17 protein-coding genes are annotated in these 15,453 nt (G+C 62.7%); 5 read left to right on the top strand and 12 right to left on the bottom strand.

Annotated features, from left to right (window positions below; translation table 11 throughout):
• Nucleotides 1-322: 322 nt before the first annotated feature.
• A complete protein-coding gene (locus tag P0D87_RS26320) occupies nt 323-928 on the top strand; it encodes an MlaC/ttg2D family ABC transporter substrate-binding protein (protein ID WP_006047439.1) in 606 nt (201 codons plus the stop codon).
• A 77-nt stretch (nt 929-1,005) separates the two neighbouring features.
• On the opposite strand, the gene hpnH is transcribed toward P0D87_RS26320, so the two are convergent.
• Entirely contained in the window at nt 1,006-2,160 is a 1,155-nt protein-coding gene (gene hpnH / locus P0D87_RS26325; RefSeq protein ID WP_006047438.1) for an adenosyl-hopene transferase HpnH, read from the bottom strand.
• A gap of 10 nt (nt 2,161-2,170) precedes the next feature.
• A complete protein-coding gene (gene ispH, locus P0D87_RS26330; protein WP_006047437.1) occupies nt 2,171-3,115 on the bottom strand; it encodes a 4-hydroxy-3-methylbut-2-enyl diphosphate reductase in 945 nt (314 codons plus the stop codon).
• 341 nt (nt 3,116-3,456) lie between these two features.
• Between ispH and P0D87_RS26335 the strand changes: the two genes are divergently transcribed.
• Nucleotides 3,457-4,638 (top strand): glycosyltransferase, encoded by a 1,182-nt coding sequence (locus P0D87_RS26335; RefSeq protein ID WP_053859774.1) that lies wholly within the window; start codon nt 3,457-3,459, stop codon nt 4,636-4,638.
• A gap of 81 nt (nt 4,639-4,719) precedes the next feature.
• Here the strand turns inward: P0D87_RS26335 and P0D87_RS26340 are convergent, their stop codons facing one another.
• Both P0D87_RS26340 and hpnA read right to left on the bottom strand, forming a co-directional pair.
• Nucleotides 4,720-5,241 carry a hypothetical protein gene (locus tag P0D87_RS26340; RefSeq protein WP_053859775.1) on the bottom strand — a complete coding sequence of 174 codons (522 nt, stop codon included), beginning with the start codon at nt 5,239-5,241 and terminating at the stop codon, nt 4,720-4,722.
• A 93-nt stretch (nt 5,242-5,334) separates the two neighbouring features.
• Entirely contained in the window at nt 5,335-6,345 is a 1,011-nt protein-coding gene (gene hpnA, locus P0D87_RS26345) for a hopanoid-associated sugar epimerase (RefSeq protein WP_053859776.1), read from the bottom strand.
• Nucleotides 6,346-6,470: 125 nt separating this feature from the next.
• On the opposite strand from hpnA, the gene P0D87_RS26350 reads away from it, so the two are divergent.
• Entirely contained in the window at nt 6,471-6,764 is a 294-nt protein-coding gene (locus P0D87_RS26350; protein WP_006047433.1) for an acylphosphatase, read from the top strand.
• Between the two features lie 133 nt (nt 6,765-6,897).
• Here the strand turns inward: P0D87_RS26350 and egtD are convergent, their stop codons facing one another.
• The gene (gene egtD, locus P0D87_RS26355) at nt 6,898-7,878 is read right to left on the bottom strand and encodes an L-histidine N(alpha)-methyltransferase (RefSeq protein ID WP_006047432.1); all 981 of its coding nucleotides are present in this window, start codon (nt 7,876-7,878) and stop codon (nt 6,898-6,900) included.
• 465 nt (nt 7,879-8,343) lie between these two features.
• On the opposite strand from egtD, the gene rarD reads away from it, so the two are divergent.
• Nucleotides 8,344-9,234, top strand: a complete 891-nt coding sequence (rarD, locus tag P0D87_RS26360; protein ID WP_006047431.1) for an EamA family transporter RarD — start codon at nt 8,344-8,346, stop codon at nt 9,232-9,234.
• Nucleotides 9,235-9,283: 49 nt separating this feature from the next.
• Here rarD and P0D87_RS26365 read toward each other — a convergent pair whose 3' ends face one another.
• Entirely contained in the window at nt 9,284-9,823 is a 540-nt protein-coding gene (locus P0D87_RS26365) for an Mpo1 family 2-hydroxy fatty acid dioxygenase (RefSeq protein WP_053859777.1), read from the bottom strand.
• A gap of 110 nt (nt 9,824-9,933) precedes the next feature.
• Between P0D87_RS26365 and P0D87_RS26370 the strand changes: the two genes are divergently transcribed.
• Nucleotides 9,934-10,647 (top strand): Crp/Fnr family transcriptional regulator, encoded by a 714-nt coding sequence (locus P0D87_RS26370; RefSeq protein ID WP_053859778.1) that lies wholly within the window; start codon nt 9,934-9,936, stop codon nt 10,645-10,647.
• A 183-nt stretch (nt 10,648-10,830) separates the two neighbouring features.
• Here the strand turns inward: P0D87_RS26370 and P0D87_RS26375 are convergent, their stop codons facing one another.
• From P0D87_RS26375 to P0D87_RS26400, 6 genes are all read right to left on the bottom strand, one after another.
• Nucleotides 10,831-11,214, bottom strand: coding sequence for a hypothetical protein (locus tag P0D87_RS26375; RefSeq protein ID WP_029967247.1), 384 nt, complete (start codon nt 11,212-11,214; stop codon nt 10,831-10,833).
• Nucleotides 11,215-11,396: 182 nt separating this feature from the next.
• A complete protein-coding gene (locus tag P0D87_RS26380; RefSeq protein ID WP_006047427.1) occupies nt 11,397-11,657 on the bottom strand; it encodes a hypothetical protein in 261 nt (86 codons plus the stop codon).
• A complete protein-coding gene (locus P0D87_RS26385) occupies nt 11,650-12,399 on the bottom strand; it encodes a DNA/RNA non-specific endonuclease (protein ID WP_053859779.1) in 750 nt (249 codons plus the stop codon). The genes P0D87_RS26380 and P0D87_RS26385 overlap by 8 nt, the downstream gene beginning before the upstream one ends.
• A 313-nt stretch (nt 12,400-12,712) precedes the next feature.
• Nucleotides 12,713-13,072 carry a DUF3564 domain-containing protein gene (locus P0D87_RS26390; protein ID WP_006047386.1) on the bottom strand — a complete coding sequence of 120 codons (360 nt, stop codon included), beginning with the start codon at nt 13,070-13,072 and terminating at the stop codon, nt 12,713-12,715.
• Between the two features lie 190 nt (nt 13,073-13,262).
• On the bottom strand, nt 13,263-14,978 hold the full coding sequence (locus P0D87_RS26395; protein ID WP_053859780.1) for an acid phosphatase: 1,716 nt from the start codon (nt 14,976-14,978) through the stop codon (nt 13,263-13,265).
• Nucleotides 14,979-15,107: 129 nt separating this feature from the next.
• On the bottom strand, nt 15,108-15,395 hold the full coding sequence (locus tag P0D87_RS26400; protein WP_006047384.1) for a hypothetical protein: 288 nt from the start codon (nt 15,393-15,395) through the stop codon (nt 15,108-15,110).
• Nucleotides 15,396-15,453: the final 58 nt, after the last annotated feature.

Raw genomic sequence — 15,453 nt, forward strand, 5'->3', positions numbered from 1 at the left:
GGCATTTTCAGGAAAGTGCACAAGTATACAGAGCCGGAGCAAACCGGACCGCATTCGACGGCAATGCGCGTCGGCGGCGCGTAGTCGCGTCGGCATCGCCGGCGTGCGCGGCATGGCCGGCAGCAAGGGCGGTAGCAAATGCGGCTCCCGGACGCGCCGTTGGATGGCACTGCTCGCCGGCATCGCTCGATGGGGCGGGAACGCAATCTCGGTATACTGGTCTATCCAGCTTTCGCCGCCAGCTTGCTTATCCGTTGTGCTTGCTGGTTCGCTGCTTCGCGGCTAGCGGGCGGCGCACACTTTTTCCAGGTTGCCTGAGCGTATGAAACGTTATCTATCTGCTTTTCTGGCTGCGGCCGTTGTGTCGACGGCTGCCTATGCGCAAACTGCGCCCGACGCCGTGGTAAAAAGTGCCGTCGAGGGCACGGTCTCGGCAATGAAGGCCGATCCGCAGGCACGCGGCGGCGATATGTCGAAGATCACGCAACTGGTCGAGACGCGCTTCGTGCCGGCAACCGACTTTCAGCGCACCACGCGTATCGCGGTGGGCAAGGCATGGAGCACGGCCACGCCCGAACAGCAGAAGCAACTTTACGAGCAGTTCACGCTGTTGCTCGTGCGCACTTATGCTTCGTCGCTTTCGCAGTTGCGCGATCAGGACGTGAAGTTCAAGTTTCTGCCGGTCAACGCGCCGGGCGGCGCGAAAGACATCGTCGTGCAATCGCACGTGCTCAGCAATGGCGGCGACGACGCAATCGACTACCGGCTGACCAAGGGACCGTCCGGCTGGAAGATCTACGACATCAACATGATGGGCGCGTGGCTGATCCAGGTGTATCAGACGCAGTTCGCCGATCAACTGGCCAAAGGCGGCGTCGACGGATTGATCAAGTTCCTGACCGCGCATAACGCGCGCAGCGCGGGATAACTGCACTGCAAAGAAAGCTGCAAAGAAAAAGCGCGGTGGCCTCTAAAGCCACCGCGCTTTTTTATTCGATCCAACGCTCAGTGCGCAGCCGTAGCCGTCTGCACCTTCTTGCCCTTGCCCGCCACCTTGATCTCTTCCAGCTTGATCTCGACGTGGCGCGAGAACACGTACTCGGCCGGGCGCTGCTTGTCCAAAGGAATGTCTTTGGTGAAAGCACCGCTCGTCTTCGGGCCGCGCAAGCTCACCTTGAGCGCCTTCAGCGGATGCGCAACCGTATCCATCACGGCCGTCGCCTCGAAACCGCAGTGGACCATGCAGTCGGCGCACTTTTCGTAGTTGCCCGTGCCGTACTTGTCCCAGTCCGTGGTTTCCATCAATTCCTTGAAGGTCTTCACGTAGCCTTCGCCCACCAAGTAGCACGGCTTCTGCCAGCCGAACACCGTGCGCGCCGGGTTGCCCCACGGCGTGCATTCGTACGTCTGGTTGCCGGCGAGGAAGTCGAGGAACATGGCCGACTGGCTGAACGACCAGTTCTTGCCGTTGTTGCCGCGCTTGAAAATCTCGCGGAACAGATGCTTGGTCTTGTCGCGGTTCAGGAAGTGCTGCTGATCCGGCGCGCGCTCATACGCATAGCCGGGCGAGACGGTGATGCCGTCCACGCCCATCGGCCCGACCGTGTCGAAGAACGCGGCCACGCGCTCGGGCACGGCGTCGTTGAACAGCGTGCAGTTGATGTTGACGCGGAAACCGCGGCGCTTCGCTTCCTTGATGGCCGCGACCGCCTTGTCGTACACGCCGTCTTGCGACACCGAATGGTCATGCATCTGCTGATCGCCATCCAGGTGAACCGACCAGACGAAGTACGGATTCGGCTCGTAGTCGTCCATCTTCTTTTCCATCAGCAGCGCGTTCGTGCACAGATACACGAACTTCTTGCGCGCGATGATGCCCTTGACGATCTGCGGCATTTCCTTGTGCAGGAGCGGCTCGCCGCCTGCAATCGACACCACCGGCGCGCCGCATTCGTCGACTGCGCCAAGACATTCTTCCAGCGACAGACGCTGATTCAGGATGGGGTCCGGATAATCGATCTTGCCGCAGCCATTGCAGGCGAGATTGCAGCGGAACAGCGGCTCCAGCATCAGTGCGAGCGGGTAGCGTTTGTTGCCGGAAAGGTGCTGACGCATGATGTATGCGCCGACCCGGACTTTCTGTAGCAGCGGAATAGACAAGACGTCCTCCTTAAACTTCGCGTGCCGCGAGTGGTTGCATCAGCTTCGATGGCAACTTGAATTCGACTTTCTCTTCACGGCCCGCCATTGTCGTGACGTCGACGGGCCCCATTGCGCTCAGCGCATCAATTACGTTCTTGACCATTTCTTCCGGCGCTGAAGCACCGGCGGTGATGCCGATGGTCTGCGCATTCGCAAACCATTCCTGCTTCACCTCCGAACCGTCGGCGACGAGATAGCTCGCCACGCCGCTTTCGCTGCCGATTTCGCGTAGCCGGTTCGAGTTGGAGCTATTGGTTGCGCCCACCACCAGCAATACGTCGACCTGCTTGCTCAACTCGCGCACCGCGGCCTGGCGGTTTTGCGTCGCGTAGCAGATGTCGCGCGTGTCCGGCCCGACGATGTCGTTAAACCGGCGCAGCAGCGCGTCGATAATGCCGCGCGTGTCGTCCACCGACAGCGTGGTTTGCGTGACATAGGCAAGCGGCGTATCGACCGGCAGGTTCAGATGCTCGACCTCGGCTTCGCTCTGCACCAGCAGGACCTTGCCCGGAATCTGGCCGATCGTGCCTTCCACTTCCGGATGCCCGGCATGGCCGATCAGGATCAGCGTGCGCCCGGCGGCCACATATTGGCGCCCCTGCACGTGAACCTTGGTGACGAGCGGGCAGGTCGCGTCCAGCACGTCGAGGCCGCGCGCTTCCGCGTCGCGTTCGACCGTTTGGGCGACGCCATGCGCGCTGAAAATCGCCACGGCGCCTTGGGGCACTTCATCGAGTTCTTCGACGAAGCGCGCGCCTTTCTGACGCAGATTGTCGACCACGTGGCGATTGTGGACAATTTCGTGGCGCACGTACACGGGCGCGCCGTGCTGCTGCAGCGCCCGATCGACAATCTCGATTGCACGAACAACGCCCGCGCAAAAGCCGCGGGGTTGGGCAAGGATGACTCGCATATGTTGGCGGACTCCGACTGACGCGGGTTTCGAAGAAGCCGGAAATTCTGACTTTATCGCCGCGACCATCTAATTAGTTAGCGTCTTGAGCTCCGGCGACGTGCCGGGTACAGCAAAACCAAACGCGCATTCTAACGCTATCAGGCCAGCTTTGCTTTGGCGGCCCCGCCACAGTGTTGGGCGCACGCGGCACTTTCAATCCGCGCGCCGATAATTCGGGCGGCAATAATTGCACGCTGCATCGCTTTGGCGGAACCCTTAAACTACGTCGTCCCGTGGAGCGCTTCGCGCCCACATTAAAAATGATTGCGACGCTTGCTGGAAATCGAGGGTAACGCTTAATGGGCCTGGTGGCGGTAATTCTGTTTTTTCTCTCCTGTTTGTCCCTGCTGATTTGGGCCGTGCTGCTGTTCGCTCGGGGCGGCTTCTGGCGCGCGCGGCCGGCCGCGCCGCTCACGCCCGCGCCGCGCGACGCGTGGCCCGCGGTGGCCGCCGTGGTGCCCGCCCGCAATGAAGTCGACGTCATTGCCGAAGCCGTCACGACGCTGCTCGAGCAGGACTATCCCGGCGAGTTTCACGTGATCGTCGTCGACGATCACAGCACCGACGGCACCGCCGACGCCGCGCGCGCGGCGGCATTGCAGCTGCAATGCCCGGACCGCCTGACCGTGCTGAGCGCGAAGCCGTTGCCGCCGGGCTGGTCGGGCAAGGTGTGGGCGCAGTCGCAAGGCATCGAGGCGGTACGCACGCTCGGCTTGCCCGCGGATTTTCTGTTGCTGACGGACGCCGATATCGGTCATCCGCCCGACGCCGTCACGCAACTCGTGATCCGCGCCGACATCGAAAGCCGCGATCTCGTCTCGCTGATGGTCCGCCTGCGCTGCGATTCGTTCTGGGAGAAGGCGCTGATTCCGGCCTTCGTGTTCTTCTTCGCGAAGCTGTACCCGTTCGCGTGGGTCAATAACCCGCGTAATCGCACGGCGGCTGCGGCGGGCGGCTGCATGCTCGTGCGCCGCAGCGCGCTCGAGGAAGCGGGCGGCATCGAATCGATCCGCGCTGAATTGATCGACGATTGCAGTCTGGCCGCGCGCATCAAACATCGCGGCGCCGGGCGTCACGCAATCCGGCTCGACGTGGCGGCGCGCAGCGTGTCGCTGCGCCCTTACGACAGTTGGCGCGACATCTGGAACATGATTGCGCGCACAGCGTTCACGCAACTGCATTATTCGCCGGTGCTGCTCGCGGGCACGCTCGCCGGCATGACGGTTATCTACCTCGTGCCGCCCGTCGCCGCGCTGGTGCTCGGGCCGACCGGCTGGCCCGCATGGCTCGCCTGGGCGGCCATGTGCTGCGCGTATGCGCCGATGCTCAGCTATTACCGCCGCTCGCCGCTGTGGGCGCCGTTTCTGCCGCTCATCGCGCTGTTTTATGTCGGCGCGACGTTCGCGTCGGCGGTGCGCTACTGGCGCGGGAAAGGCGGGCAATGGAAGGCGCGGGTTCAGGCGCCGGTGCAGGAACGTTGAGATGGGTGCGGCCCGCATCGGGCCGCACGAAGCAGTGCAGGGCGGTAACGAAAAAGCGGCGCACACGCGCCGCTTCGTCATTTAGCCCTTCGTGAGCAGCATATAAAGCTGAATCACCATATCCGGCGAAAAAGTGAACGGCACCCAGCCGTGACCGGTATGGCGCATGACTAGCAGACGGTCGCCGTTCGACTGCTTCTGCACGGCCATGACCGGATTCTTCGTCGACACGAAACGCCAGCCCGGCGGAATGCCTGGCGGCGGCTCCGGCGTCATCGACGCGCGCGCGTTCGACAGTTCCTCGATCAGTTGTCCGATCTGCTCGGCACGCAGCGCGACGGTCTGACCGCCGATCGTCATGGTGATTTCGTTCTGCGCCGGACGATTGATTTCGAGCGTGGGCGGAACCGGCTCTGCGGCGGCTTCGTTCACCGCAGTTTCTGCTTCGGCTTCGTCCGCTACGGACGCAGCCTGCTCCGCCACCTCATGCGCGGCGTTCTCGTTGCGTGTCTCGGGGATATTCTCGGCCGGCGGGGCCACGACAGCCTGAATGAGCTGATCGACGCCCACTTCCAGCGCGCCGAGCTGTTCGTGAAGATTCATGCGAGGTTTCTCTGGTAAGACCCACGATTTTAACTGCTGCGCGCAGGCTTTTACCTTTCGCAACCACAGCGACGTTGTAACAAAATGCTTGCGCTACGGCTTCAGATAGCCGGCCTGCCGGAACCATTCGAGCGCATCGCTCAAACCCTCGCGATACGGTCGGGCTCGATAACCGAGTTCGCGCTCGGCCTTCGCGGAACTGAAATACATTTTGTTCTTCGACATCTTCAGTCCGTCGACGGTCACGAACGGTTCGCGCTTCGTGAACCTGGCGACGGCTTCCGCGCCCACGGCAAGCGGATACAGCGGCCAGCGCGGCAAGCTGACGGTGGGCGCCTTGCGGCCGGTGAGCGCCGCGATGTCCGCGAGCATCTGCTGAAGCGGCAGATTTTCGCCGCCGAGAATATAGCGTTCGCCGATCTTGCCGCGTTCGAGCGCGAGAAAGTGGCCTGCGGCGACATCGTCGACATGCACGAGATTCAGGCCGGTGTCCACGAAAGCCGGGATCTTGCCGAGCGCCGCCTCGACGATGATGCGGCCGGTCGGCGTCGGCTTCACGTCGCGCGGACCGATCGGCGTGGACGGATTGACGATGACCGCCGGCAGCCCGTCTTGGGCGATCATGCGCTCGACCGCGCGCTCGGCCAGCACCTTGCTGCGCTTATACACGCCGATGGCCTGATCGGCTTTGAGCGGCGAGGTTTCGTCCGCGGAATTGCCGGAGTTGGTCACCTTGAGCGTCGCCACGCTGCTCGTGTACACGATGCGTTCGACGCCTTCCTTCAACGCCGCGCGCATGGTGGCCTCGGTGCCTTCCAGATTCGAGCGCTCGATCTCGCTCGGGTCCGGCGCCCACAGCCGGTAATCCGCGGCGACGTGCAGCAGGTAGCGCACGCCGCGCAGCGCGTTGCGCATCGACGCTTCGTCTCGCATATCGCCGACGACGATTTCCGCGTCGAGCGATTCGACGTTTTGCCGTGGACTGGTGGCGCGCACCAGCACGCGCACTTTGAAGCCCTTCTGTTGCGCGATGCGCGCCACCGACGACCCGACGAAGCCGGATGCGCCGGTCACGAGCACGAGATCGCGATTCTGTTCGGTCATTCTGTTTCCGTTTCCTGCGTGACAGTCGGGGGATTGTACGTGGCGCGCGCGGCCGCTGTCGCCCAAGCAGGGTCGCCGCGACCCGACTAGAATGCCGGCTTGAAAGATTGTGAGGAGAGAACGGCATGGCCCCGGATCTGGATGAGCGGATCGAAACGTATTACGTGCGCGTGCGCGGCACTGTGCAGGGCGTCGGCTTTCGTCACGCGACGGTGCGCCAGGCGCATGCGCTCGGCATCAAGGGATGGGTGGCGAATCTCGAGGACGGCTCCGTCGAAGCCATGTTGCAGGGCGCGGCGAATCAGGTCGACCGGATGCTGTCGTGGCTGCGGCACGGGCCGCCGGCCGCGCGCGTGACCGAAGTGAGCGGCGAAGAACGCGCGACGGAAAAACGCTACGAGCGTTTCGAGCAGCACTGAGCGGTAAGAGGCTCAACCGCGGCGCCGTCTGACGCAAAAAAACGGCGCGCGATTTTTAGCATCGCGCGCCGCTTCGACTGGCTGCGTTGAAAAATCCGCAGCGTTATGAAAAGCCTTAAGCGCCCAGCCTGGCCTAGCGCGCCACCAACAGGCTCTCTGCGAATCCCCACTCGTTTTCCACCCACTGATGGCTGCACGCGAAACCCGCGTCGTCGGCGATCGCGGGCATTTCATCGGCGCGATATTTGTGGCTGCTTTCGGTCCAGATCGTCTCGCCTGCCTTTAGCGTGACGGTGAGCTTCGCGGCCGCGATATGCGCGCTCACGTCGCGTTTCGCGCGTAAATGCATTTCGATGCTGCGCGCGTCCGGATTGAAACGCGCGACGTGCTCGAACGCGTCGAGCGGAAAATCGCCGCCCAGTTCGCGATTGATGCGCGCGAGCAGATTCAGATTGAACGACGCGGTCACGCCGATCGCGTCGTCGTAAGCGGCAATCAATGTGGGCGTCGGCTTGATGAGATCGGTGCCGAGCAGAAGCGCATCGCCGGGCGCAAGCATGTTGCGGATGTCGCGCAGAAAACGCGTCGCCGCAAGCCGGCCGAAATTGCCGATCGTACTGCCGAGGAACAGCACGAGTAGCCGCTCGTCGGCCGCGCGCTTCTTGCTGACTTCCGCGAGACCGGCCAGATAATCGCGCTCGTAACCCACAATCGAAATACGTTCGATGTCGCCCAGTTCGCGCCTGCACAACTGCAACGCGCTGCGCGAAATTTCAATCGGGCAGTAAGAAGTGGGGCGCTTTTTACACAGCGCTTCAAGAATGCGCCGCGTTTTGCGGCCGCTTCCGCTGCCCAGTTCCGCGACCGTCACATCATGTGGCAGATGCTCGACGATGTCCGCGGCATGCTTGGCGAGCAGCCGTTCTTCAGCGCGCGTCACGCCGTATTCGGGCAACACGGTGATCACTTCGAACAACGCGGAGCCGACTTCGTCGTACAGATACTTGGAGGGCAACTCTTTCTGCGGCGAATGGGTGAGGCCGGCGCGGACGTCGGCGGCGAAAGCTGAGCGTAGATCTGGCGATGCGTCGTGCGAGATGGCTGGCTGGGTCATGCTGGCTCCAGTAGTCACATTCGGTTTGCGGGATTCGTGCGGGACGCCGGCACGCGTGCGAGTGTGCGATGCGTGCTGCGAAGGAAGCAGGTCCGGAAAAGCCGGCCCGGCTCGTGGATGTTGCAAACGCTGCAGGATGATCCCGAAGCAAGTTTCGCGCTTGAGCGACGGAGTGCTGCGTTGCGGATGCAGACGCGCGGGCGTTACCGCCCGCGCGCGTGAAGTTATGTTCTAGTTCATCGACGCGAGATGTGCACGGATTAATTTGCCGCTGCAACGCGAAAAAGCGCAGAACGCGCGCAACGATGCCGCGAATGCCACGTCGATAATCCGGCTAGAATGCCCGGCTTGCATCGTCAGATCAAAAGCAAAAAAGCGGCACGTAAGCGCTGCCGCTCACCGACTTTCACATCGAATGACAACAACTATAGCGATGCGCCGCCATCCCGCGCGACGGGCCGCGCAATGAACGCCTATTCGCCGAAGCGCGGCATTGCCTTATCGATTAGCGCGTGTGCGATGTTCGCGTTGCTGTCGGCATACGCGACGCTGCTCGCGCCGCTTAGCGGCCTCGACATTTTCGCGTGGCGTATCGTGTGGACCGTGCCTGGCGCGTTGTTGCTCGTCGCGTTGCGCAAACGCATGCCGATTCTGCGGCAGCTTCTTTACCGGATGGTGACGCAACCCACGCTCGGCCTCGCGATGATCGCGGCCGCCGCGCTGCTCGGCGCGCAGCTATGGGTCTTTCTGTGGGCGCCGCTGCATGGGCGCATGCTCGAAGTGTCGCTCGGCTATTTCCTCTTGCCGCTCGTAATGGTGCTGGTCGGGCGCTTCTACTATCGCGAGCGCCTCGACGGCTTGCAGTGGGCCGCTGTCGTCAGCGCGGCCGTCGGCGTCGGTCACGAATTGTGGGTGACGGGCGCATTCTCGTGGCCGACGCTGCTGGTCGCGCTCGGCTATCCGCCGTACTTCGTGTTGCGCCGCAAAATCCAATACGATTCGCTTGCGGTGTTCACCGTCGAAATGATCTTGTTGCTGCCGGCCGCGGTCGCGTTTGTCGTCAGCGGAGGATCGTTGCCGCTTATCTCCGGGCGCATCGACATGTGGTTGCTGCTGCTGCCGGGGCTTGGCCTGCTGAGCACGCTCGCGTTGGCTTCGTATCTGACGGCAAGCCGTCTGTTGCCGGTCGCGTTGTTTGGGATTCTCGGCTACGTGGAGCCGGTGTTGCTGGTGCTGGTGTCGATCACGCTGCTCGGCGAAACGTTGAGCGCCGCGCAACTGGCCACGTATGTGCCGATATGGATCGCCGTCGCGCTGACGGCACTGCATAGCATGCGGTTCTTGCGCTTCGGCTGAAAGATTAAAAGACTGAAGCCGCACGGTTCATGAGGCAAGGCGGCGCGTGTTATCGGTGTGCCGCGGCGCGGTCTTCGTTGATGCGCGTCGGCCCCACCTCGCGTTCTATCGCCTCACGCAATGCAGGCCGCCAGCCGATGCCGAACAGTGCTTCGGCCAACACAAACAGCGGCCCGATCAGGAGGCCAATTACATCGTCGATAAAAGCCGGCTTGCGATGCTCGTAGGCAACGTGCCCGATAAACTGGAACACCCAGCCGATCACGAAAAGCCCAACACCCGTTGCGAGCCAGGCCAACGTGGACTGCGCGGCGATCCACTCGCCGAATGCGATGCACAGCGCGGACACCACGGCCATCATCAAACCGAGCGGCACGTCGAGCACGAGGTAATAGAGCGTGGCCGCGACGAACAACAGCCACGCCGCCGATAACGCGAACGGCCACCCGCCCGGCACAAACGACGGACGGCTCAGCAGCACCGCCAACGCCAGCACGATCAGCGGAATGCCGATGAAATGCGTGGCGATGTTGCGCCGGTCGCGATGGTAAGCCGCATACTGCGTAAGCTGTTGCGTCAGCGTTCTCATGGATGCCGCTCCTCGGTCAAAGTCAGCATAATCGCGGCGATCGAAATTTGAAACCATCGGGTAGCCGACAATCGGCAATCGACAATCGGCACAGGCGCGATTCACATTCAATGACCGAAGCTCTTCCTCCGACTCAGCTCGCCACGCGGCTCGCACGCAGCGCATGGTTCCGCTCGGCGCCGGCCGCGTTGCAGACGCAATTGACCGACGGCGGACGAGTCGAGCGCCTCGCAGCCGGCGAGCGTCTTTTCACGCGCGGCGATGCCGACGACGGCCTCTATTGCGTGCTGAGCGGTCTGATGCGGATCGGCGCCGCGAGTGTGAGCGGCAAGGAAGCGCTGCTTGCTGTCATCGAGCCAGTGAACTGGTTCGGCGAGATCGCGCTGTTCGATGATCGTCCGCGAACGCACGACGCGTATGCCGAGCGCGAAACCGAACTGTTTCATGTGCCGCGCGCCGCACTCGCCGCGCTGCTCGAACGCAAGCCTGCCTATTGGCACACGTTCGGCTTGCTGCTCACGCAAAAGCTGCGTCTCGCCTTCGATGCAATAGAAGAAGCCGCGTTGCTGCCGGCCGCGCAACGCGTCGCGCGGCGCTTGCTGCTGATGGCGGGCGGCTATGGCGACGCGGGCGTCATGCGGCGTGTTATCGGCGTGCCGCAGGAAGATCTCGCGATGATGCTCGCGCTGTCGCGGCAAACGATCAATCAGGTGCTGAAGCAGTTTGAAACGCAGGGCGCGTTGAGGCTTGGCTACGCGGAAATAGAAATCGTCGATGCACGCAGGCTTGCCGAGTTTGCGCAGTCGAACACGAAACAGGGTTAATGGCGTGCGCGCATGTGCAGGCATAGCGCGATTGCCACACAACCATTGCCCCGCTGAAAAACGCCACGAAAAAAGGGCGAATCATACGATTCGCCCCTCCCTGAACGGCTTCGCCCGGCTTCGATTATCTGCTTCTAGCTTTTAATACATGCGTGGCCGGTGCGCGCCGAAACCGTACACGTGTTATTGCGTTTTGGTCGTGCCGGTCTTTGCGCCGTCGGCGTTCACCGGCGCGGTGCTGGTCTGCTGCGTGCCGTCCGTTTTCGTTTTCGCTTTCGCAGCGCTCGAATCGGCCGGCGTCTTCTTCACGGCTTTATGCTTCTTCGTGACGTGCTTCGAGGACGTCTTCACATGCGACTTCGCGGTCGTTGCCGAAGGCGCTTTGGCCGTGGCCGCGCTGTCGTCCGACGCGCCGGTTTGCACGGCGGTGCTTGCCTTCAGATTCGCCTGGCCGGCGGGCTGCGTTTGCGCGGGCTGCGCGGATTGAGACGCTGCGGGTGCCGCCGTTTGAGCGAAAGCGGTCGACACGAGCAGAGCGGAAGCGAGAGCGGCGAAAAGCGTCTTCATGGTTTTGACTCCTTGTTGAACCGGTGGATTCCTGTTTGGATTCCTGATCGCGGCTGAATTGTTCAGCGCTGCCGGTTTAACGCAGTCCGGAAGACAGCAGTTGACGATGCTCTGGTGACAAAAAGTAACTGCGGCGCAGTCGCGGAAACATATCGGCATGCGACTACGCTGCGCTTTAGACGTTACTGAAACGGGTTATCGACGACGCCCGGCTTCGCGTCTGGTTCCTCTTTCACTTTCGCGGGCAGCGCCGGCTGCGCCTGCAACGCCGCCACGATCGCATCCACCGCCTGCTTCAATGCGAGCGCGGCCTTCAGCCCGCGCTGATCTTGCGTGAGTTCGAGCGTGCCGTTGAGTACGACGCGCGTCGTGCCGTTGCTCACGGTCATGGCGTCGCCCTGGATGTTGAGCACGTCGTCGTCGTTCGAATAGGGTTTAAACACCTTTGAGTCCTCCCGGTCGCTGATCTTTGAGGTTCTCCGGAATGCCCGGAAAGCGGATGCCCGATACTGCCTCGAGTTCGTGAATCGTCCTGATGTCATAACGGTTCGTGGATACATTGTCGACCACGACCGCGAACGCGAGTTGCCGCGAAGGCACATAGACCACCTTGAACAACTGCGTCGGCACGAACACGCGCGAGGAGCCGATAGTCTGCAACTGCTGTCCGCTGAACATCGGGCCTGTCACGACGTAAGTGTCGTCATACGCCATCGCGATTTTACGCACCGACGTTTCGATGCGCGCCCACAAGCGCTGATTGTTCTCGCGATTTTGCGGCACCACGTTGGCAAGCGAAAACGATTGTGCCATCGCGTCCCGATTCCAGCGATTGCCCGCGGGGCTCATATGCCCGCGGTCGAAGCCGCTGCGCTTGTAGTCGGCGAGCGTCGCGCCTTCGCCGTCGGGCAAGCGCGCGTCTTCGAAGAACTTGTTGGTGCGCACCATGTCTTTCGCGGCTTCGATATGGTCGCGCGTCAGATGTTCCGCGGACCACAACGGACCATGCGTGATACCGGAATGCATGACGGCGAAATCGCTATAGCAAAGCATGCGCGCTTTGGGCGCCATCTTCTGATTCGTCAGAACGGGCCATTGCGCATTCGGTGTGAACTGGGTACAGGAAGGCGCTGCATTCGCGTGAGCGGCAAACGCGACGAGCAGACAGGCGAACCACTTCTTCATGTGTCGAACGGTGGAGAGGTAAGGGGCGCAAAGTATAGCGTCGCGCGCACGCATGAGGCGATGCAATGCGATTCGCGCGGGCAAAAAAAATGGGCCGCCTTGCAGCGACCCGAATGCGTGGATTTCCAACTCTACGCACGCAAACTTAAGGCCGGCTTAAGGGCATGCGTCGCGGAAACGCGTTTGGTGCGCTCGCACTCATATCGCGCTCACCTCATGCTCACTTCGCGCCGACACGTGAACAAAAAATTCCACGCGCGAGCCTCAACGACCCGCGCGTGGAATTTCGACCGAGCAGAAAGAGCTGCGGGAATTAATTGCCGAACACGCTATTTTCAGCGTGCACGTCTTGACGATCGACCGCTTGCAAACGCCAGAAGCCGCTCGTCGGTGCGCGATTGTGCATCGCGGTCCAGGCGGCGTCGCCTTGCGCCGCGCTCACACGCTGCTTTCGGTCGACATGCAAGCCGCGCAGCGTGCAAAGCGGCGCGTCGTTGCTCGGCGCGCACAGTGTCGTCACGCCGTCTTCGTCGTGCAGTTCGCCCCACGGGGGCAGATCGATCCCTTGATGCGCTTCCCTCGACCACCGGTGCTGGTCGGTGTCGAGCCATAGAACAGCGTAGTCGTGACTGACGGTGGGATCGGAACCGTTGATAAGGATAGTCAGGCGCATATCAGTTCCGTGCAAAGTGCCAAGAATTGCTTTAACAGTCTATGTCGCGGCACCGGTTATTCAAGGCGAAGCTATGAGTTTCGGCGTTAAAAAGCGACGCCGAAGCCCGCGCGGAAACACGCCTGGATGGACGCGCAAACGCCCGCCTGCGACACGAACGCGCAGCTCGCGCGCGCGTCCTTCGACGAGCTCACGCGAGGTCCAGCGGCGCCGTCAAATCGCCAGGCGGCACAAGGCCGTTACGGGCGAACGCGCGATCGCGCGCAACGACGCTATCGAGCGGCGCGAGTCCGTGCACGCGGCTGATCAGCCGAAGAATCGAGTTCGTGTCGTACACGGTGTGATCGACGTAGCCCTTTCTGGCAAGCGGCGAAATCACCAGCGCGGGAATCCGCGAGCCCGGCCCCCACCGGTCTCCCTTCGGCGGCGCGACCGGGTCCCACCAGCCGCCGTTTTCATCGACGGTGACGATTACGACCGTATTGGCCCACTGCGGACCGCGCTGAATATGCTCGATGACGCGCGCGATGTGCCGGTCGCCCGACTCGACGTCCGCGTAACCGGCGTGCATATTCAGATCGCCTTGCGGCTTATAGAACGTGACGGCGGGCAGACGCCCCGCGTCGATGTCCGCGATCAGACGGTTCGTCGACGGCTCGCTGCCGAGGCCCGCATCGCGGAGATATTTGCGCCGCGCCGCCGTGCCCGGCGCGTAGTTGGCAAAGTAGTTGAACGGCTGATGGTGATACTGGAAGTCGGGCACCGCGCCCGTGTCCTGATGCTCCAGCGCGTATTGCCACGCGCCGCTGTACCACGCCCAATCCACGCCTTTGTCCGAGAGACGGTCGCCGATCGTCGCGTAATGCTGCGGCGGCAGCACGCGCGGATTCGACGCGTCCGCGAATGCCGGGTCGCCGCCTTCCGCCGGGCGCACGTTGCTCGGCTGATACGGCGGCGCCATGGTGTTGACCGCGTAGCCGTCGGCGGTGAAAGCGCCGTCGTTGACGTATTTCGGCGGACCGTCCAATGCCGATGCCGGCGAGTCGGGCGCGGGCTTCAGCCGCACGCCGGTCGGATCGTCGCCTTCGACCACCGACACCATTTTCTTCGCCGGGCTGTTATGGATGTCCGGATAGAACGGCGCCTGCGCCGAAATCAGAAAGATGTGGTTCAGCCACGAGCCGCCGAACGCGGCCATGAAGAAGTTATCGCACAGCGTGTATTGCTGCGCGAGACTCCAGAGCTTGAGGGTATCGGCGGAATTGCGGTAATGGCCCATGACGAGGCCGCCCGAATCGCCCCACGCGGCGAACTGGTTGTTGCGCCCCGCGTTGATCTGCATCTGGTTCTGATAGAAGCGATGCACGAGGTCGCGCGTGATCACACCTGTGGGCAGCGGCGCGCCTTGCGCGTCGGTGAGATGAAAAGGCCCGTTGCGCAGATTGCCGAGGTCCTTCTGGCCGATCATGTAGCGCTTGCCGTCCACTTCCTGGGCTTGCGGAACGAGGCCGCCCCAGATGGCCGGCAGGCGCGGCAACGGCGTCTTGCCGTCGCGGTCGAGTTGCAGATAGCGCTCGGCGGCGACGGCGTCGAGTGGATGCTGGATGCCTGGAAAATTGCCGTAGAGATTGGCGAAACTGCGGTTCTCCGCGTAGATCACCACGATCTGTTTGACCTGGTCGCGCAGTGCGGCATCGAGCCGTATATCCGCCGCGCTGCGCGGGCCGGCGGCGCTCGCCATCTCTTCGGTCTTGCAGCCGCTCAGCGCGAGCCCGATGCCGACGGCGGCGAGGCCCGTCAGTACACGGCGGCGCTCGGGATTGAGAGGGTCGTCCGCGACGTTGGCGGGGTGATCGGCGCTGTCGGCGCTATTGGAGTTCGGCGGCGAGGAGTCGTGGTCTGTCATCGGTCGGTTCCCAGGTGGGCGTGACGAGCGTCAAATGCGGCTCGGGGCGGCGCGCAAGACGCCGGCGAAAGCTACGATCGTGCTGATGGTGCGGCGGGGGTTTGCAGCTAAGCGGCAACTAAGCGGCAACTAAGGCAAGCGGCGCTTCACGCGCCAACTGTTGTGCGTTGCATCGACGGCGAACAGCAGCCAATGCCTTGAATTGACCGGATGGCGCTGTTGGGTCGCGTAACCGTCGACGGTCAGTTCGAGTTCGTCGTGCGCCCGCAGATGACAGGTGGCATGAGCGCCCGAGCCGTCCGCGAATTCGACGATCGCGGCGGCCGCTCGCGCCGGCTCCGGTAAGTGCGCGATGTGCACCGCGCAGCCAGGATAGAGATGCGAATCGGCAACCTGAATCTGCACGGAATTAGGCATGAGCGTAGTCTCCGGACGCTTGAGCGGAACGAAGGCGCGGCTACGAGGCCTCGCGCAG

Source organism: Paraburkholderia sp. RL17-368-BIF-A (genome assembly GCF_046054045.1).
In the GTDB taxonomy this organism is placed as follows: domain Bacteria; phylum Pseudomonadota; class Gammaproteobacteria; order Burkholderiales; family Burkholderiaceae; genus Paraburkholderia; species Paraburkholderia graminis.